18 protein-coding genes are annotated in these 19,662 nt (G+C 42.2%); 4 read left to right on the top strand and 14 right to left on the bottom strand.

Annotation, left to right across the window (positions count from 1 at the left end; all coding sequences use genetic code 11):
• Window positions 1-52: 52 nt before the first annotated feature.
• The 4 genes from MKY83_RS01860 to MKY83_RS01845 form a co-directional block, all read right to left on the bottom strand.
• On the bottom strand, window positions 53-1,285 hold the full coding sequence (locus MKY83_RS01860) for a helix-turn-helix domain-containing protein (protein ID WP_044140461.1): 1,233 nt from the start codon (window positions 1,283-1,285) through the stop codon (window positions 53-55).
• Window positions 1,286-1,412: 127 nt separating this feature from the next.
• Complete coding sequence (gene pruA, locus MKY83_RS01855; protein ID WP_058015278.1) at window positions 1,413-2,960, bottom strand: L-glutamate gamma-semialdehyde dehydrogenase; 1,548 nt, start codon at window positions 2,958-2,960, stop codon at window positions 1,413-1,415.
• Window positions 2,961-2,983: 23 nt separating this feature from the next.
• Complete coding sequence (locus MKY83_RS01850; RefSeq protein ID WP_065098768.1) at window positions 2,984-3,901, bottom strand: proline dehydrogenase; 918 nt, start codon at window positions 3,899-3,901, stop codon at window positions 2,984-2,986.
• Window positions 3,902-4,061: 160 nt separating this feature from the next.
• Window positions 4,062-4,865 carry a nucleotidyltransferase domain-containing protein gene (locus MKY83_RS01845; protein WP_342488011.1) on the bottom strand — a complete coding sequence of 268 codons (804 nt, stop codon included), beginning with the start codon at window positions 4,863-4,865 and terminating at the stop codon, window positions 4,062-4,064.
• Between the two features lie 60 nt (window positions 4,866-4,925).
• Here MKY83_RS01845 and MKY83_RS01840 point away from each other — a divergent pair, with 60 nt between their 5' ends.
• Entirely contained in the window at window positions 4,926-5,240 is a 315-nt protein-coding gene (locus tag MKY83_RS01840) for a hypothetical protein (RefSeq protein ID WP_044140457.1), read from the top strand.
• Between the two features lie 238 nt (window positions 5,241-5,478).
• On the opposite strand, the gene MKY83_RS01835 is transcribed toward MKY83_RS01840, so the two are convergent.
• Complete coding sequence (locus MKY83_RS01835) at window positions 5,479-6,435, bottom strand: acetylxylan esterase (RefSeq protein WP_217012744.1); 957 nt, start codon at window positions 6,433-6,435, stop codon at window positions 5,479-5,481.
• A gap of 235 nt (window positions 6,436-6,670) precedes the next feature.
• Between MKY83_RS01835 and MKY83_RS01830 the strand changes: the two genes are divergently transcribed.
• Window positions 6,671-7,456 carry a carbon-nitrogen family hydrolase gene (locus tag MKY83_RS01830; protein ID WP_113768519.1) on the top strand — a complete coding sequence of 262 codons (786 nt, stop codon included), beginning with the start codon at window positions 6,671-6,673 and terminating at the stop codon, window positions 7,454-7,456.
• A gap of 44 nt (window positions 7,457-7,500) precedes the next feature.
• On the opposite strand, the gene MKY83_RS01825 is transcribed toward MKY83_RS01830, so the two are convergent.
• Entirely contained in the window at window positions 7,501-8,406 is a 906-nt protein-coding gene (locus tag MKY83_RS01825; protein ID WP_342488009.1) for a LysR substrate-binding domain-containing protein, read from the bottom strand.
• A gap of 117 nt (window positions 8,407-8,523) precedes the next feature.
• On the opposite strand from MKY83_RS01825, the gene MKY83_RS01820 reads away from it, so the two are divergent.
• A complete protein-coding gene (locus MKY83_RS01820; protein WP_113768517.1) occupies window positions 8,524-9,297 on the top strand; it encodes a class I SAM-dependent methyltransferase in 774 nt (257 codons plus the stop codon).
• Between the two features lie 215 nt (window positions 9,298-9,512).
• Here the strand turns inward: MKY83_RS01820 and MKY83_RS01815 are convergent, their stop codons facing one another.
• The 5 genes from MKY83_RS01815 to MKY83_RS01795 all read right to left on the bottom strand — a co-directional run bounded on the left by MKY83_RS01815 (window position 9,513) and on the right by MKY83_RS01795 (window position 15,019).
• Window positions 9,513-10,889 carry an MFS transporter gene (locus tag MKY83_RS01815; RefSeq protein WP_113768516.1) on the bottom strand — a complete coding sequence of 459 codons (1,377 nt, stop codon included), beginning with the start codon at window positions 10,887-10,889 and terminating at the stop codon, window positions 9,513-9,515.
• 120 nt (window positions 10,890-11,009) lie between these two features.
• Window positions 11,010-12,017 carry a LacI family DNA-binding transcriptional regulator gene (locus tag MKY83_RS01810; protein ID WP_003213988.1) on the bottom strand — a complete coding sequence of 336 codons (1,008 nt, stop codon included), beginning with the start codon at window positions 12,015-12,017 and terminating at the stop codon, window positions 11,010-11,012.
• A 77-nt stretch (window positions 12,018-12,094) separates the two neighbouring features.
• Window positions 12,095-13,042: a dihydrodipicolinate synthase family protein gene (locus tag MKY83_RS01805; RefSeq protein ID WP_342488005.1), complete on the bottom strand. Its 948-nt coding sequence runs from the start codon at window positions 13,040-13,042 to the stop codon at window positions 12,095-12,097.
• A 560-nt stretch (window positions 13,043-13,602) separates the two neighbouring features.
• A complete protein-coding gene (locus MKY83_RS01800) occupies window positions 13,603-14,160 on the bottom strand; it encodes a shikimate kinase (RefSeq protein WP_044139273.1) in 558 nt (185 codons plus the stop codon).
• A gap of 85 nt (window positions 14,161-14,245) precedes the next feature.
• Window positions 14,246-15,019, bottom strand: coding sequence for an IclR family transcriptional regulator (locus MKY83_RS01795; protein ID WP_065098761.1), 774 nt, complete (start codon window positions 15,017-15,019; stop codon window positions 14,246-14,248).
• Window positions 15,020-15,167: 148 nt separating this feature from the next.
• Here MKY83_RS01795 and MKY83_RS01790 point away from each other — a divergent pair, with 148 nt between their 5' ends.
• The gene (locus MKY83_RS01790) at window positions 15,168-16,526 is read left to right on the top strand and encodes a hypothetical protein (RefSeq protein WP_340908748.1); all 1,359 of its coding nucleotides are present in this window, start codon (window positions 15,168-15,170) and stop codon (window positions 16,524-16,526) included.
• Between the two features lie 45 nt (window positions 16,527-16,571).
• Here the strand turns inward: MKY83_RS01790 and MKY83_RS01785 are convergent, their stop codons facing one another.
• The 3 genes from MKY83_RS01785 to MKY83_RS01775 form a co-directional block, all read right to left on the bottom strand.
• A complete protein-coding gene (locus MKY83_RS01785; protein WP_268454233.1) occupies window positions 16,572-17,888 on the bottom strand; it encodes an MFS transporter in 1,317 nt (438 codons plus the stop codon).
• Window positions 17,889-17,933: 45 nt separating this feature from the next.
• Window positions 17,934-19,136 (bottom strand): CoA transferase, encoded by a 1,203-nt coding sequence (locus MKY83_RS01780; protein ID WP_268454231.1) that lies wholly within the window; start codon window positions 19,134-19,136, stop codon window positions 17,934-17,936.
• A 124-nt stretch (window positions 19,137-19,260) separates the two neighbouring features.
• Window positions 19,261-19,641: a cupin domain-containing protein gene (locus MKY83_RS01775; protein ID WP_003216877.1), complete on the bottom strand. Its 381-nt coding sequence runs from the start codon at window positions 19,639-19,641 to the stop codon at window positions 19,261-19,263.
• Window positions 19,642-19,662 lie beyond the last annotated feature (21 nt).

Below are 19,662 nucleotides of genomic sequence, written 5' to 3'. Positions count from 1 at the left end.
CATTTTCACATGAAAACCCGCAGGTGATCCCGGGCACCTGCGGATTCGATGACTATTGATCTTTTTTCATCAGCATCAATTCAATAAATAACTCACATCGCTGGCTGAAGTGACTTAAATCGATTGAGGTCATATCAAAGATTTGTTTCATTCGATAATTTAATGTATTTTGATGAATAAACAACTGCTCCGCGGCTGGCTTTAGCTTGCAGTTATTCAATAAGTAGACTTCAAGCGTTTTTAAAAATGAGGTTTGGCTGTCACGGTCTTTTTCTTTCAAACGTAATAAATCTGGATTGAAGTCATTTTTCTTTTTTTGATGACTGTAAATTGAGTCTAAGAACCGGAAAACCCCCAGATTCTCGTAATCATATGGAATCAGCTCTTGTCCTCCCACAATTTTCACAGCCTTCACGACCTCTATCGCTTCAAATCGACTTGTGCTCATTTTCATGACATCTCGATACTCTCTTCCCATTCCAATATACAATGGAGAAGGATGGGCATGCGCTTTCGATTGCAGGTGAGCGATGACGTCAGCCGCAGTCGCTTTCGGTGAGTGCCGGTCTGACAAGCTGCCCAATATGACGACAATGTCGGCTTGAACGGAGTATACGTGATTCACCTTATCTTCTAGCTGCAAATACGTTCGAATGACATCTTTTACATCTTCTGCCGTCTCACTTTTGTTATCGGCAGCGTGTACGACCATGACAGTAAATACCGCTGGCAGCGGGATGCTTAAATTCTCAGCCTCCCACTTCAGTTCTTCTTCTGTATAAAAATGATCATCCATGACCTTTTTGAAAAATTCTTCAATCTTGCCTTCTTTTTTCTCCAGCTGTTTCTTATTCTTATAAATCACTTTTCCCACTTGAAAGGAAGCTTCGTGCAAAAATTGCAGCTCCTCCTGAGAGAGAGAATCCTCAATGTCCTGCACCCAAATAAAGCCCACAACCTCTTGTTTATGCTTGGCGCTCACAGCCACCCGCCGGTTAAACCCGAGCTCGTCATGACCGCTCACATAAAAAGGCTTTGACTCCTTGTGAAGCCGCTCGATGACCCCTGTTTTCTTTAACCAATCGACTACAGACCCCGGACATTCTTTTGAGAAAATCGTTTGCTGATTGACTGGGTCAAACTGCTGAATGCTGTAAGAATTATAAGCAAGGAGCTGACACTCTGTGCTTTCTAAAATGACTGGTTTTTTTAAATACCCGCTAATAAATGCAATTAACTTATCGACATCAAAAAATGTATGAAGCTTTTCTAATATCTCTTCCATCCCGATTGCTCCCTGATTAAGTAATACATTTATCATACTTCTTTCCGGACAGATTTGCATAGAAACAAGTCGTAGACAAGCAAAAAAAAAGCATGAACCCGTGTGCACAGGTTCATGCTTTTCCAACTTAAAACATTTCACTAATCGTTTTTGCCTGCATGTGTAGAGCTAGGTAATCTGGACCGCCTGCTTTTGAATCGGTTCCTGACATTTTGAATCCGCCGAATGGGTGATATCCTACGATGGCTCCTGTGCAGTTACGGTTAAAGTAGAGGTTCCCTACATGGAACTCCTGCTTCGCACGGTTGATATGATCACGATTATTGGTAATGACAGCACCTGTCAAACCATATTCCGTGTTGTTGGCTACTTCAAGTGCCTCATCAAAGCTAGATACTTTCGAGAAGGCCAAGACAGGTCCAAAGATTTCTTCTTGCATCAAGCGAGATGTTGGCTCAAGATCTGCAAAAATGGTTGGGTGAATGAAGTATCCTTCTGAATCATCACTCGTTCCGCCAGTGACTAAGCGGCCTTCCTGTTTGCCCACCTCGATATAATCCGTGATCTTGTCAAAGGACGCTTGATCAATGACAGGTCCCATGTAGACATCCGCAGAAAGAGGGTTCGCTGTTGTTTTCGTTTCTGTGATTTCCTTCACTCGCTCGATCACTTGGTCATACAGCTTCTCGTGGACGACAGCCCGAGATCCAGCTGAACATTTCTGACCTGAAAAACCGAAGGCTGATGTGAAAATGGCATTAGCCGCTAATTCGACGTCTGCATCCTCATCTACAACCACTGTATCCTTACCACCCATTTCAGCAATGACACGCTTTAAATGCTGCTGACCTGGCTGTACTTTTGCCGCGCGTTCAAAGATACGTGTCCCTACTTCTCTTGAGCCAGTGAATGTAATCAGGCTTGTTTTCGGGTGATCGACTAAGTAATCTCCAACCTCTGCTCCGCTTCCTGGTACAAAGTTCACCACACCCTTTGGAAGACCTGCTTGCTCAAGCTCTTCCACAAAACGTGCCGCAATGACAGGAGTTGCACTTGCAGGTTTTAAGACAACTGTGTTCCCTGTAACGATTGGTGCTACTGTTGTTCCTGCCATAATGGCAAACAAGAAGTTCCACGGCGGAATGACGAGCGTCACGCCAGTTGGTGTGTATACGTATTGATTGTGTTCCCCTTCGCGGCTGTTCACTGGTTTGCCTTTCGCCAGCTCCAGCATTTGACGAGCGTAATATTCAAGGAAGTCGATCGCTTCTGCTGTATCTGCGTCCGCTTCATTCCAAGGCTTACCTGCTTCTTTGACAAGAAGGGCTGAATACTCATGCTTTTTACGGCGAATGCTTGCCGCAGCACGGAATATGACGCTGGCTCTTTCTTCTGGAGACGTATAGCGCCAAGTTTCAAATGCTTTCGCCGCAGCCTGAACCGCTTGTTCTGCCTCTTCTTTTCCGGCCTTTGATACGGTTCCAACAACTTCATCCTTTTTCGCTGGATTGATCGAGACAATTTGATCTTTCGTTTCGATTCTTTCTCCATTAATCACGAGCGGATAGGTTTGACCCAGTGATTCTGTTACCTTTGCTAATGCTTGTTCAAACGCTTTGCGATTTTCTTCCTGGCTAAAATCCGTGAATGGTTCATGTTTGTAAGGTGTTGTCATCTTTGTCACGCTCCCGTTTCAAATTATTTTCTCGTCATCCCTTTTAAAGCAAAGGCAATGTTTGCCGGCCGTTCTGCAAGACGTCTCATGTAGTAGCCATACCACTCTCGTCCATATGGGGTATAGACCCTCATTTGATAGCCCTCTTTCACAAGTGCCTGCTGCGTTTCTGACCTCATGCCATACAGCATTTGAAATTCGAACTGACTTGTCGGTATATTGTGTTTTTTCACAATATTTTTCGTAAACTCGATCATTTGATCGTCATGTGTCGCAATGGCTGTATAGTTCCCTGTGAGTAATTGCTTTTCGATCAGTTTCTTGTAATTCTGATCAACGTCTTTTTTGTTTGGATACGCCACTTCGGCGGATTCCTTATAGGCACCCTTTACAAGTCGTAAAAATGGTTGCAGCTCATTGAGGTCATCAAGATCCTTTTCTGTTCTGTACAAATACGCCTGCAGGACCGTACTGACATACTCATATTGAGATTTCATTTCTTTAAAAATGTCCAGCGTTTTTTGACAGCGCTGTTCATCCTCCATATCGATTGTCACCATGATACGGTGTTTTTCTGCCGTATCTAAAATACGTTTCATATTGCGATACACAAGGTCATCGTCAATATCCAGGCCGAGTGATGTCATTTTGAGTGACACGTGGGAATTGAGTCCCGCCTCAGCAATCCGCTGAATGGTTTGAATACACTCATCCGTCCGCTCATTTGCAATCTCTGCCTTAGTGACAAACTCACCAAGGTGATCGACTGTTACAGCCATTCCTTGATCATTTAATCGTTTAATGACAGAGATAGCGCTCTCAAAATCTTTCCCACCGATGATTTTCTTAGATGCAACAGCACTTCCCCAATTACGAGCAATATGGTTCAAGAGACTGCTTTTTGACAAAAACAAGAAGAAATTTCTTGTGACCGACTCCATAAAGGGCACCTCCCACTCTTTGTAAGCTATGTCTTTATTGTAAGGCTCATAAGCTGTCCGCTACAATATTTGAAGATGACAAAAATTCTGACTTTTTTTGTGGTTTTATCACAATAAGAGATAAAAAAGAGCCTGCCGCTATCCGGCTGGCTCTTCCCTCCTACGCCCACACCTCATCAAGGGTAGACTGCAGCAGCTCATTTAATTCTTGTATCAGATTGTCTTTCGGCTGATTGTAGCTTTTCACCAATTCATCAAAACGCGCCAGTTCTTTATCAATAAATGGATGGACATGAGCGAGACCGTTCTCTACATCCATTTCTTCTCCATCCATTTTACGTTTGAGCAGTTCGTGAATTTCTGCTAAAAGCGGGCCTTCCTCCACTAGCTCCTTGAGCAATTCATGAAAGTCCATTGGTGGAACTGTTCGGTAACGTTCAATCCACTGACAGGCAAGAAGCGGACGAAGCACATAGAAATACTTCTTGATTCGCACCTGCTCTCCTCGTAAATGCCGACTCTCATTCCGCTTCGCCATATTGAGGTAATGATACATCAAAGCCGCAGGGTAAAACGCTCGATCCTTTAATTCTCTTAGCTGCTTTGCCAAAGAGAAAGATTCAGCATAGATAATATCAGAAGACAGCCATTCCATAATGGATGGATTTGATTTATTGAATAAGCGAAGTGCCTTTCTAAGCTCCCAGCCGCTGATATCAAGCACGTCATCAATCGGTCGTTCAATGACATCACGATGCTCTTCCATCGCCCAATACCATTCTTTCCGGGGAACATATAAAAAACGAACATCATAATCACTATCGGTCGAGGGAAATCCCCATGCCCTACTGCCTGATTCGACGGCAAGACAAATCTTTACGTCATACGTTTCTTCGATGATTTTCAGCTCTTCCTTAATTCTCTCTCTCAAGCGTTCATCAACTCTTTCTATAGAATTCTGCATGACTTCTTCACGTTTTGGGAAAATACGAATAAGACATATATGAAAAAGGAGTTGGATCTGATGTCTATATCTCGCATTATGAAATGGATCACTGGGATTTTTGAAGCTTGCCTTGCCATCCCTGTGATCGGAGGTCTATTCGTTATCAGCAATGGCTATTCACCGCTTATGGTCATGCTTATTCTGCATATTATCACACTCGTCTTATCGAGGCGAGACCAGGGACCAATGATTGGAAGTATCATCGGAATTGTCACATCCTGCCTTGCTTGGATTCCGATTCTCGGATTTATTCTTCATATCATCACTGCCCTTGCCCTCATTATCACCGCGTTAGTGCCTGATGAAAAAACGAGACAGAATACGAGCTATTAAAAAAGAGGCCCTCCTAGAGAGGCCTCTTCAGCGTATAGACAAACCCTCGCATTCGTTGTCAGGTCTGCGCGCTGGTGCTCACGAATGTTCAATTCGCTCCGCGCCAGTGCTCGCCCTTCCTAGACTTCAAAGGTTTTCTATCACGCTGAAAAAAGAAGACAAAGTGCTAAAATAAACATCATTTTAGCACTTTGTCAACAATCTAAAGAGGCCCTCCTAGAGAGGCCTCTTTGTTCTGTTAAGTCGTTAAATGCTTTTGTAAAAAGGCAAGCTTCTCTGTTTGAAAAGCCGGGATGTACTCGTGTCCAAAGTAGCGATACACCTTTAAATCTTTATCTGTTTCTAAATGGTTATATACCGCAAACACAGTAGATGGTGGGGTGATTTGATCGATCAAACCGATGGCCATCAATGTGGGCTGTTTCACCCATCCGGCTAAATTGATCAAATCAAAATAGCTTAACGTCTCAAATACCTTTTCTTCCGCTTCTGGATCGCTGTTTCTGCGAAAGTATGAATTGATTTCTAAATAAGGCTGCTCCAATGCCACATCTACTGCACGTTCAAAATTCGATAAGTACGGATAATCTGCCACGACGACCTTCGGAATGTCTGAAAGTGCTGCAGCTGCAACCGCTAATGCACCACCCTGGCTCCCGCCCACCACGCCGACCCGGTGTTCATCCACTTCCGGGAAGGACTGAATCACGGTGAGCGCTCGAACCGCATCTAAATAAACACCCCGATAATAGTAGGTCTCTTTCGATAAAATGCCTTTTGTCATCCACCCCAAAGCCTGTGCGCCTGGTGTCACTGTCTTATCTTCACTGCCGCCTTGACCGCGGACGAGCATACCAAATGTCGCATAGCCATGCAGTGCCCAGTTGACGATGTCATGAATGCCGCCGTCATAGCTGGCATTATAGCCATGAAAATGAACGAGTGCTGGATGTGGACCTGTTTGATCTGGTACTGCATACCAGCCTTCAATTCGAGAATGATCAAAGCTTTGATACGTCAGACGGTACACCTTCACCCCCTTTACTGGATAATCATAAGGTTCAAGTGCTGGCTCTGCCTCCACTTGGTTCAGTTCTTCAAGCGATGCCTTCCAAAAGTCTGAGAAATCAGGACGTGCTGTTTTCTTCGGTTTATACTTTTTTAGCTCATCTAATGGTAAATCAAACAATTGCATATCCTACTATCCCCCTTTGTTTTATTAGTTGTGTGTATCATATCACTGTTTTCTTGACGAAGAAAGCCATTTTCTATACAAAAGACAAAACCTTCTGACATTTCTATTGGCAAAGAAGTTTGAAACCTTTATGATAAAGAAACTGGCTTGAAAACTAGAGATTCTCAGACAAAAAAATCGATCGATCCATTCATGGATTTCATATTTGCAATCATCGAATAAAGGAGGAACCTGTATGAAAATCGCCCTTGTCCAGATGGACGTACAAATTGGAGAACCTGATGTGAACTTTCAAAAAGCAGAAGCATTTTTAGAAGAAGCGATCAGCGAGCAGCCCGATCTGATCATTTTACCCGAAATGTGGAATACCGGTTACGCTCTTGAACAAGCCGATCAGCTTGCAGATGTAAATGGTGAACGCACAAAACAGCTTTTCTCTTCCTTTGCCCGTAAGCACCAAGTAGTTCTCATTGCAGGAAGTGTATTGAACAAGCGCTCAGAAAGTGACAACATCACCAACACGATGTATGTCTTTAACCGCCAAGGTGAGCTTTTAGTCGATTATGATAAAATTCATTTATTCCGCTTAATGGATGAGCACAACTATTTAACCGCTGGTGATCAGCTTGGTTTATTTGACTATGATGAGGATGTGAAGATCGGGGCCATGATCTGCTATGACCTTCGCTTTCCGCAGCTTTCCAGAACACTTGTCAACAAAGGGGCGAAGGTGCTTATCAATACGGCGCAATGGCCTTCAGCAAGAGTGGATCATTGGCGCAGCTTGCTCATCGCAAGAGCAATTGAAAATCAGTCATTTATGATTGCTGTTAACAGAACAGGCACAAGTAGAGACACTGAATTCCCTGGCCACTCCATGGTGATTGATCCACTTGGCCGTATTTTACTTGAAACAAACCATGAGGAAGATATTTATTATGCGGACATTGATCTTGAGCTAGTGGATGAAGTGAGACAGCAGATTCCTGTGATGACAGATCAGCGGCTGGATATTTATTAAAAAGCAGGGTGCTCCCTGCTTTTTGCATTTAATTAAACGTTTGTTTAAGCTTTTTCTTGATTTTGATAAAGGTCCATTAGGGCTTGAGCGGCTTTCGTTAAATACCTTTCTTCCACATATGTAAACACAAGTGTGCGGGTTGGACTTGAATCAATTTTCAAATAAGCGACTTCGTTCCTTTCCTCTTGTGCCACCATTTTCGGCACAACTGTCACACCTAGCCCATTTTTGACCAATGCCTGCGCTGTTTGAATATGACTTGTTTCAAAGGTTATCTTCGGCTGAAAACTATGATGATGACAGAGTTCTGTGACCACTTGCCGAAAGCCATATCCCTCTTTCAGCATAATAAATGCGGCAGCTTCCAGAAGGCGAAACGGAACAGTCCCTTTCTGATCTGCTTGATTGATGATATCGTTCAATTCCGCCTGTAACCAAGGTTGAGCAGATGGCGGAACTGCAAGAAGAAGCGGCTCTGTCAGCATGTGTTTCGTTTTCAATGATTCATGCTCGACCGGCATAGATAAAATAGCCAAATCCAGCTGACCAGCCAATAGAAGTTTTTCTAGCTCACGAGGTGATTCTTCTATTAGTTGAACGTGAACATGAGGATACGTTTGACAAAAGGTTTTTAATAAACCGGGTAAGACATATCCCCCTGTGACGGCTGGCGCTCCAACGTTCAGCTCTTTCCCCACCTCATAAGCTGCTTCTCCCATTTCACGCAGCAAATCATCTCTTTCCTTAAAAATGTTCTCAGCCCTTTTAATGAACCGACTCCCTTGAGGTGTGGGTGTGACTTGTCCATACTTTCGAATAAATAGGGGGGTGTCTAATTCCTCTTCCAGCTTCTTTATTTGTTGGCTTAAAGAAGGCTGTGCAATGTGAAGCTGATCCGCTGCTTTTGTAAAACTTTTCTGCCGGTACACTTCCATGACATATTCCATCATCCGTATATCCACTTTCATCACCTCATAGGTTTTAACTATTCAAGTCATATCTTTTATGTCTTAGACAAATAACAAAAGGAATTCTACGATAAAGAGACAACAAAAGGAGGAGAAGAAATGAATCCATATACGAAAGCTGAAAACCAATTCTCACAAAATGCTGAGAACTATCGCGATTCACCTATATTTGCAGCCGGAGAAGAGTTGGAATGGGTAAAAGCGGCAGCAAATACGAAGGGTCACGAGTATTTACTTGATATCGGTTGCGGAGCTGGACATACCGTTTTTTCCTTTTCAGACATCATTTCTAAAGGAATCGGCATTGATGTCACGCAAAAAATGATCGAGGTTGCAGCAGCACTTGCGGAAGAACGCCAGCTGAAACATATTACTTTCGAACGGGCAGCCGCAGAAGCTTTGCCATTCGCTGATGAATCATTTGACATCGTGACGTGCCGCTTTGCCGCTCACCACTTTCCAAACCTTCCCGCAGCCATGTCTGAAATCAGCCGTGTCTTAAAAAAAGGCGGCACATTCCTGCTCGTCGATCATTATGCACCTGAGAATGCTGCACAGGATGCATTTATTAATCACTTAAATAGACTTAGAGATCCTTCTCATGTGCGAGAAAGCTCTTTATCAGAATGGGAAGAGCTTTTCACTGCCAAACAACTGACTCAAAAAGAGATTCGTTACTGGGATCTGCAAATTGATTATCAAGACTGGATCACACGTGGACGCACACCAGAGAATGTTCAAAAGGAGATCGTTTCCCATCTTCAAGCCGCAGACCCTGATACAAAACAACTCTTTCAGCTTCAATTCGATGCACAGCAGCAGCCTATTTCCTTCTGCTTAAAAGCTGCATTCATTCAAGGAATCAAGAATTGAATTTATAGAAAAAGTCTACCTTCATCGGTAGACTTTTTATTTCGTATATACATCTTCACTGTCTCTCAGGTATTGCTTTTCATGTTCGTGATCATGTTACTATTATATGATAAATGAACGGAGATAGGTTAGGCATTTTAAAAATTGTACATAGATCCTCTGAATAAAAAAAGAACCTACCCTCTTTAGAATAAGTTCTTCACTGCGTGCGTCAATCACGGTGCAATATCCTCTAATACTTTCTCGCGCGTTTCGATCATTTTAAAAGCAAGAATTGCTCCCACTACAGTCACACTTGCAAAAAGAATAAAAATAGTTGAAACACCGCTTACCTCTAAAATAAAGCCTATCATAATAGGAGCGATCGCTGAGGCCAGCCTAAGCCACGCTGTAGCAAATGCCGTTCCAATCACCCTCATACGTGTTGGATAAATTTCAGGTGTATATAGATAGAGAAGAACTGTAATCGTCCCCATCATTCCGTAAGCAGCGGACCCTAAATATATCACACTTTCTGGAGAACTCGCTCCGCTGATCCATAAAGCAGTTAATAAAGCACCTGTTACGATAAATGCAATGGTTGCCCAGCGCTTTCGTCCTACTTTATCAATTAAAAATGCACAAGCGAATACCCCTATGGTCTGTAAAATATTTGTGAGAGAGGCTGCCCTTAATGAATCTCCAACTGGCAAATTGTAAACCGTATTATAAAGACTTGGTAACCAGTTATTTAAACCATTTGATACAAAGTAGGCAGAAAACCATAGTCCCCATACAATCAGTGTTCTTTTACGGTAGAAAGTTGAAAAAAGCTCTTTCCAGTCGCCCTTTTCAGTACTGCTAAATACTTGCTTTGCTACAGGCATTCGTTTGTCGGTACTAGCTTCAATTTCTTCAATAATTCTTTCGGCCTCATCTAACCTGCCTTTCGAAATAAGCCACCTTGGAGATTCACGTAACATAAAAAAGAATACAAAGACGATTAAACCTCCAATGCCTCCAATCAAAAACATCCACTTCCACCCAAAGCTAGGTACAACAAATGCGCCGATTTGAGCTGAGATCATTAAACCTAAAGGAAAAATCATCTCATAAAGCATAAAAAATCTGCCTCTCCCTTGAGCCCGGGACAGCTCATTGATATATGAAGCCGCTACCGGCACCTCTCCTCCTACCCCAATCCCTTGTATAAAACGAAAAATAAACAGTGCCATAAAATTACCTGAAAACACACATGCAATACTCATGACGGACATGAGGAGTATAGTCCACTTTGCACTAAAAACACGGCCACGCCTTTCTGCTAACCATCCAAAGAAAATGGCACCAATCGCTTGTCCTATATAACCAGACCCAATAAGAAGACCAATTTGAGCAGGTGATAAACTCCACATGCCGATGAGAACTGGGAGAACAAACGCTAAAGACAGAGCATCAAAAGCATCAAAAAAGGTGGCAGATCCCATAATGATACGAGGCTTTAAATGCCATCTAGAAAAAGGTACACTTTCCATTCTCGTCAATAGTTGTGAAGCTCTATCAACAACTTGCCCATCATGAGAATTTGAATTTCCGCTGACTTCTAACGTCATGATATCTCCTCCTTATTAGAGGAAATGATGCAAAAGTACATGCCGAAGAGCGCTAAAGAAATCGCTTACATTTCAAATCAAGAGACATTCTAAAGCGTTCATACGAGTTTTCAGCATCTATCATTTCTTTTTTGGCGTTCCCGTGGTGCCCCGATCTATGTAGTACATAGGGAAGATATGTTCCATCGCCTCTAACTGTTCTCCTTCTAATACCTGTGTTAATAAAGAAACAGCTTTTCTCCCCATTCCAACTAAATCTACATGAACTGAAGATAAAGAAGGGGTTAGAAAACTTGCAATGGGCACATCATCGGCACCAACGACTGACAAGTCATGAGGAATGGACACATTTGCGTGATCTGCAGCTTTCATGACCCCCATCGCCAAAAAATCTGAAGAGCAAACAACTCCAGTCATGTGCTGGTTTCCTTGGAGAAATTGAGAAACCACTTCTACTACTTTTCCCCCATCAAATTCATCTAACTCAAACACAAGTTCTTTGTTCATTGTTAACCCTAAATTTTTAAGTGTGCGCTCATATCCCTTGTAATACCTCACACTATGCATCGAACTCATTGGACCATTGACCAGCCCAATGGTTCGATGACCTTTCTCAAATAAGGCCGTTACGGATTGACACACACCTTCTTCATCATCTGGCCTGACACATGGGAAAGGAGAATCCTCTAAGTAACTTCCAACAACAATAATGGGTATAGCTAAACTTTTTAACCAATCCATACTCAATTCTTCATTTCTTGGAGAAAATAAAATGGCACCATCTACAGCTTGCGTTTCAAGTAATCGCTGCTGCTGTATAGATGTAAATGACATCAACATATTGAATTCAGTCTCATCTAATTCCTTCGCTATACCATCTAAAATCGTCGAAAAAAATGGATTATTCAAAATATATGAACCACGCGGAACCACGACAGCTATATTCCCAGTCTTTCTTTTAACGAGCCCTCTAGCTCCTAAATTAGGACGATACCCTAACTCATCAATCACTTGTTTGATTCTTTCAGCCGTTTGAGCACCTACTCCTGGTTTACCACTTAATACTCGGGAAACAGAGGCGATAGACACTCCAGCTTTCAATGCGACATCTTTAATACTTACTGACACATTTCATACCTCCGGGAGTCTGTTGTTTTATACACTATTATAACCTGACTCACCTTCATCATGAAATCAATGGTCTGTTATCTACCGACGTTTTCCTTAAGCAAACCAACACTTTGAAGTCCCTGACGAATTTCTTCTTTTTCCTCATCAGTTAAAGGTAGTACCGGCTTCCTAGCAAGCGAACTACTGATCAAACCTCGCTGATACATCGCTTCCTTCATGCGCAGATGAGAAGTAGATGAAGGTTCATCCATTTTATACACAGCATGCTTTAATTCGAATATTCTATCGTAAACTTTATTAGCCGCTATAAGGTCTTTTTCTTCCACACATTTCACAAGTTCAGCGATCAAATCAGGCACGAAACAGCCGAAACCTACAAGTGCTCCATCAATCCCTTGAACCAATGTTGGCAATAAATATTCATCGTGACATGTGAGTAACGATACATCTGGTGCATGTTTTTTCAATGCCCGCACATCGACCTCGTATTGTGCCATGTCTCTTTGACCAATTTTAAACGAAACAACATTCTCAATTTCCGACATTTCTAGTAATTGACTGGTTGTATATGAGGTTTTTGTCCATGTTGGATATTGATGAACGATGATTGAAATATCAATCGCTTCTGCAACATCTTTGAAGAATTGGACAGGTGACTCAGGCTGCATACCGAATCTTAGCCATGAATGTGGCGGCATGAGAAGTATACCTTCACCACCAGCTTCTTCAGCGGCTTTTGCATGCTGGATCGCTTCAATTGTCCCTTCAGCAGAAACACCAGAAATGACAGGTACTTCCCCTTTTAATTCGTCGGTTGCAATGCGCACAGCCTCAGCTCGTTCATGTGGCAGTAAGGTCATAATCTCGCCAGTATGTCCATTGACAACGATCCCGTTAATCCCTTTGTGATCCGCCACCCATCGGACAAGCTTACGAAAAGCAGGTTCATCAATTGAATAGTCATCTTTAAAAGGAATTAAGACAGCCGGGAATACACCGCTCCATTTTTCTTTATTTTTCATAAACAAATTCCTCCCCATTCGGTTATAGTAAACGTTTACGGTAAGCGTTTACGTAAACAATCATAGAATGATATTGTGAATGATGTCAACATTATTTTTTAATAATTACAATAATTCAAAAAACTCTTGTTGAATTTTAGATACTATTTTATTTTTCCAAAAAAGAAAATGAGGGATATATTTTGTGTACCACATCAACCAAAAAACCTCATCTTCGTGAACTGGTTGAAGTATGATACCTCTTTTTCCAAACGGCAACATACCAAAAAAAGGATAAATAAATTTTTATTGTCAAAACATCATCATATCTACGAAGGAAAAGGCATCAATAAAAAAAAGTCTACCCTAAACGGTAGACTTAGATTGTTGACAAAGTGCTAAAATGATGTTTATTTTAGCACTTTGTCTTCTTTTCAGCGTGATAGAAAACCTTTGAAGTCTAGGAAGGGCAGCTACTTTTGCGGAGCGAATTGAACATTCGTGAGCACCAACGCGCAGACCTGCGGGCGAATGCGAGGGTTTGTCTACACGCTGAGTCTACCCTAAACGGTAGACTTTTTTTATTTCGAATATAAATCCCAGCCAAGCTTGAGTGTGTCCACAATATAATTGGCGACTTCCTCAGCCTCTAAATGATCTGTTTCCACTCTGGAGTTATGAAGAGAATAAATCTCCCGGCGTTCTTCAAACAGCTCTTTCATTTCATCAAGCGACCGGTTGTGAAGAACAGGACGGTTTTCAATTAAAATATCAAGTCGCTGCTTCCAATTCTCCCAAGATAGGTCAAGGAAAAGAACCGTACAATGCTTCAAGCAGGCACGTTTGATTTCTTCCTGTTTGAAAGCACCGCCTCCAAGTGAGACGATCTTGAGCTGTGTATGTTCACATAAATCGACGATATAATCCTTTTCAGCCTGCCTGAAGAATGCTTCTCCTTTATGCTGAAACATCTCTGGAATCGTCATGTTGTATTTTTTCTCAATCTCCTGATCGACATCAATAAAATCTCGATATAGCTTTTTGGCAACCAGCTGCCCAATGGTTGTTTTCCCAACACCCATAAAGCCAATGAGAACAATATTCCGCTGTCTTACAGGGATTTCTCTATTGATTTTCATGATCGTGACACGTCCTCCTTACGACAAGGAATGCTACATAATGTTTCTATTATATGATAAATGGAGCGCGAAAAGATAGGCAATCTTAAAAATTGTGTTTGACGACGTAGCCGAGCTGTTCAGAAAGCCTCTGTGCCTGTTCTTTCACTTTTTGCTGCAGCTGGGGAATGACTTCTTCAGTAAACCGGTGGGTTGGACCAGATATGGATAAACAAGCCTTCACTTCCCCATGAATGTTAAAGACTGGTGCCGCTACTGCCGCAGATCCTACCTCTCGTTCATCGATGCTGCAAGAAGTATACGTGTCAAGAATATGTTTACATTCCTTTTGCCAGTCATCTCTCATCACATGATCAGCCTCAGACGCTAATACTTTTTGTTGAAATTCTTCACTTTGAAATGCCAATAATACCTTTCCGCCTGCACCTGCGTATAACGGCAGCTTCTCACCAACCTTGACAAGATGTCGAATCGATTGCAGCCCTTCCGCTTGTTCAATACAGACCCTGCTTGTTGCATCCAGTACATACAGGTTGACGGTTTCTTTTGTTTCATCACGAAGTGCGTACATGAGTGGTTTAGCCAGTTCTCTCAATTGAATGGACTTCCCTGCAATGTATCCAAGGAGATAAAGTCTTTGACCCAATCGGTATTTCATTGTGTCTGGATTCTTTTCCACAAAATGATTCATTTCAAGTGCCTTGAGCAGTCTCGTTGTAGTAGACATTGCTAAATTCATCTCTTTTGAAATATCCGTTAGCGTCAGCTCTTGACGTTCTTCACTAAAACAATAAAGAATATCCAAAGCGCGCTGAACTGTGCGCAGTCCTGATTCTTCTTTTGACTTCTTATCAGCCATGTTCAGTTTCTCCTTTTCCCCTTTGATTTCTTATCGACATAAACGATCGATTTTGCTATAATCCATTTTAAACGTTCCACTAAAAGAAAACAAATTCCACCAGTCGGAATAAAAACGATTGGAGAGGTTTGATGGAGGAGATATTTGAATGTACCTGCTCGTTTTTACACTTCTTATTAGCCTATATATTGTTCATCAACTATTTCCCGCTCCCATACTCTCCTATTTTGTTGGTCTGCTGGCCGCTGCATCGCTCATCATTTCTTTTAAGAAAGCAAGTGGCCTTTATTTGAAAACAGGTGGTATGTTTCTCATGATTGGCTTGATCTTATTCTTCTTATCCGACGAGCCATTGCACACGTTTTTTCTTCACTTTCATTCCATGCTAGGCTTGCTTTCTCTATTTTTCATGCTGCCTTTTATTCATTCTCTCATACATGTTGGACATTTCGATACACAATTAAATAAACTGCTCACACTGCATACAACGAGCACAAACCAGCTTTATCGCAAGAGTTCATTTGTCACTCATATTCTTGGCATGTTTTTAAATATCGCGACGATCCCCTTACTATATACATCGATCAAACCGTCGCTGGATTCCCTAAAAGAACAAGTGAGACAACATCTTTATACACGCAACCTTTTAAGGTCATATGCATTATGTTTAAGCTGGAGCCCTGTTGAAGTGCTCGTAAGCGTCACCATTGATGCAACCAAACTCAAATATTATCACATCGCACCCGTTACTTTTGGTTTAATGGTCATCGTGCTGGCGACAGATTGGATGCTCTTTTCTCGTCAAAGCAAACGACACCCAAACATCATTCAGTCCGCAGAAACAAACTCCAATCCTCGTCGAATTAAGCGAAAAACCCTTCAGCTTGCTTTCATGCTGCTGAGTTTTATGACAGCCGTCTCACTTGTCGATGCATGGATTGGGAAAGGCTATTTATTCGCTGTTGTGCTGACAATTATTCCATTTGCTCTATTATTCTCTTCTGTCATCAAAAAAAGAAAACAATATATAGCCGTCTCTGTCCCTCATTGGAAAGAAAGAACCCGTCAGCTCTCCAACTATATGTGTCTATTTTTAAGTGCTGGCTTCTTTGTCGATATGCTGCTTGCCACAAACAGTATGCAGCCGATTCAAGCATTTATTGTCAGTATATCAGAACATGCCATTTTGGTTTATTGTGTCATTGGGTTATATTTTCTGATCACCGCTCTTTGCGGTTTTCACCCGCTCGTCTCGCTTGCTTTGTTAGTTAGCCTGATGGCACCTGTCATCCAAGAACTTCCTGCTCTTCCCATTGCCATCATGCTTATCGTTGCTGGAACATCAACTGTCATGTTTAGTCCTTTTAATGTTTCTGTCTCCCTGTTAGCTGATTTGATGAAGGTCAACCCTTACCGTATCACTCGCTGGAATATATGGTTTGCTGGCTTTTATATCGGCATGGGTATCGCATGTGCAACGATCATCACCGTTATCTTTTATTCATAAAAAAGAGAACTCATCTTGGTTTGAGTTCTCTTTTGCTTCGCTTTCTCACTCTGGTTTTAATTGAATACGTTCAATTTTCCCTACGATAAAAATGTACGACAATGCCCCGCCTAATGCGACTAAACTGACGAACAAAATCCCCCCGTTGTAAGAGCCTGTCGCCGACACGATGAATCCGATAATAAGCGGAGTGATGATCCCAGCTAAATTAGCAAAAAAGTTAAATACACCGCCAGCCAGCCCAACCATTTCCCTTGGTGCCACTTCAGACAGCATCGTCCAAGAGATATTAGACAGTCCTTGTGCAAATGAAGCGATGGATAAAATGGTCAGCACAAGCGGAATATTCGTTGTAAAGTTCGCTAAAACAATGGTACTCGTCAGAAGCAAGCCAACCACTACCGGCAGCTTCCTCGCTACATTAACGGATACGCCCTTTTTAAGCAGCCAATCAGACACATAACCTCCAAACAATACCCCAAAGAATGCAGCAATATAAGGAAGAGAAGCCGCAAAACCTACCTTAAGAAACGCCATATTTTTCGCCTCTGCCAAATAGGTCGGAAACCATGTTAAAAAGAAAAAAAGTGTAGACGCAACAGAGAATTGGCCAATATAGAGCCCGATCAATTTACGATATTTTAGAAGGGCTGCAAAATCTGCCCATTTCAGCTTCTCCTGTGATGCGACTGTCAGCCCTTCACCTTGCCGGATTAATTCTAACTCCTCTTCATTCATCTTCGGATGCTCTTTCGGTTCGTGATAATACTTGTACCAAAAGAAAGCAAATATGATACCGAGCGCACCTGCCGTAATAAAGACGGTTCTCCAATCGAATGTCGCCATGATCCAAAAAAGAAGAGGTGTCGCAAATGCAAGACCCACATACTCTCCAGCAGTATAAACACCTGTTGCAAAAGCCCGTTCCCGCCTTGGAAACCATGTGGTGACAATTCGGTTATTCGCAGGAAATGCGGGAGATTCTGTAATCCCAATAAACAAACGACAGCCGAATAAAAAGGCAAAGCTGTTCGCAAACGCCTGCATGCCTGTGAAAATAGACCAAGTAATGAGTGATATCCCATACGTTACCTTTGAGCCAAATTTATCGAGAATAAAACCGCCTGGTATTTGCATCGCTGTATATGTCCAGCTAAATGCTGAAAAAATGAGACCTAATAAGGCAGGATTTAATTGCAATGAAGATTGAATAGCAGGTGCAACAATGGATACACTGGCTCGATCAATATAATTAATGGCGGTAATAAAAAACAACAGAATCAATATGCCAAAACGGGCTTTCGTTGGCTTTATATAAGCGGGCCGCAATTCATTCCCCTTCAGTTCTGAATGCACTTTCATAACCATCCTCCTTTGTTTCCGCAGCGTGCGATTCGGTTGAGTGTCTTAAATAACCCCTTTTTCTTCCAATCGTTTACACTCTTCTTCTGTTAAGCCAAGCATATTTGTTAAAATCTCATAATTATGTTCGCCTAAATCAGGTGCAATGTGACGGATATTTCCGGGTGTTTTTTCAAATTTCGGAATGATCCCGGGCACCTTTACTTTTCCAAGACGGGGGTGATGCACCTCGACGATATTCTCTCGTGCTTTAAATTGCGGATGCTCAAAAATATCCTGAATACTTAAAATTGGGCTCACAGGAACGCCATGAGTATCTAGAATTTCTAATACGTCATCCCTTGTTTTCGACGCGATCCATTGAGAGACGATCGCATCCATCTCTTTGTTATGCTTCAGCCTAGATGCATTGACCGCGAATTTTTCATTCTCTAATAAATCTAAGCGATTCATCGCCTCTGCCAATCGATTGAAGGTCGAATCCGTACTCGTCACAAGAACCAAATAATGCCCATCCTTTGTCTCATAGGTGCCGGCAGGGCTTGAATGACCGCTTAACCCCGGTGAACGCTCACGCACCTTCCCAAGCTTGTCATATTCAGCAACCAAAAATTCTAACATACGAAAGACAGATTCATAGAGGCCCAAATCCACCATTTGCCCAGTTCCTTCTGGATGTGTATCTCTGTAATACATCGCTGTCACAGTAGCAAACGCCACATATATGCCTGCAATATAATCAGTTAAAGAAAAGGAAGGACTGACTGGATGCCGGTCTGGAAACCCTTGAATATATGTAAAGCCGCTAAACGCTGTCGCAGGTGTTCCAAATCCGGCCTTGTCCTTAAACGGACCCGTTTGTCCATAACCCGATACACGAATCATAATTAATTGAGGGTTAATTTCTTTTAATACGTCGTACCCTACGCCCCATTTTTCGAGTGTTCCAGGGCGGAAATTTTCAATCAACACATCGACCTGACCTGCAAGCTTTTTAAAAATGTCTTTTGCTTCGTCTTTGTGCAGATCCAGTGTTAGAGATTTCTTATTCCGTGAGAGACCTGACCATCTAAGTGGTTCACCTTCTGCAAAAGGGCCAACATGCCGCAGCGTATCGCCTTTACCAGGAATCTCGACTTTGATGACCTCTGCACCAAAATCCCCTAGAAGCACCGCGCCATAGGGTGCAGCGATCATTGTAGAGACGTCTAATATTTTCATTCCTTCGAGCGGTGTATTCATATTCATTGCCTGACTCCCTTTCATTCAAGTGATGAAGGGCTAAATAACTTTCTATTTTAGCCCTTTTCATCTTTCAGATTGACTCGGAAGACCCTGATGATTCAAAAGGAGGGCTTACCGGAGCAGTTTGTTAATCCTTCGGAAGCTGCCCTTGCGGTGTGTAAAGCCAAATGAGCCATAAAGGTTCATCTCCTGTATTTACATGCTGGTGCGAGACACCGTCTGGAATGAACATGAAATCATTTTGTTTAAAGGACTGCCTTTCTCCATCACAAATGACTTCGCCAGATCCTTTAATCACATAATCAAATTCCTCTGAACCCGGGTGATTGTGCACTGAACTTGCTTCCCCAGGTTCAAAAATGGTGAGACCCGCCATCATATGCTCTGACCCAACAGTATCTGGTGTAATAGTTTGAAATACCTTTCGAATCATTTGCTCCTCTGGATGATCTAAACCTAACCATAATGGGTTCCCATCTTGAAACGGATTCAATACTTTAATTTTCATTGTTCATTCCTCCTCGTTATG

It is taken from the genome of Bacillus sp. FSL M8-0266 (assembly GCF_038613425.1).
In the GTDB taxonomy this organism is placed as follows: domain Bacteria; phylum Bacillota; class Bacilli; order Bacillales; family Bacillaceae; genus Bacillus; species Bacillus pumilus.
The sequence above is the reverse complement of the archived record's forward strand: the minus strand, read 5'-3'. Positions and strand labels throughout refer to the sequence as shown.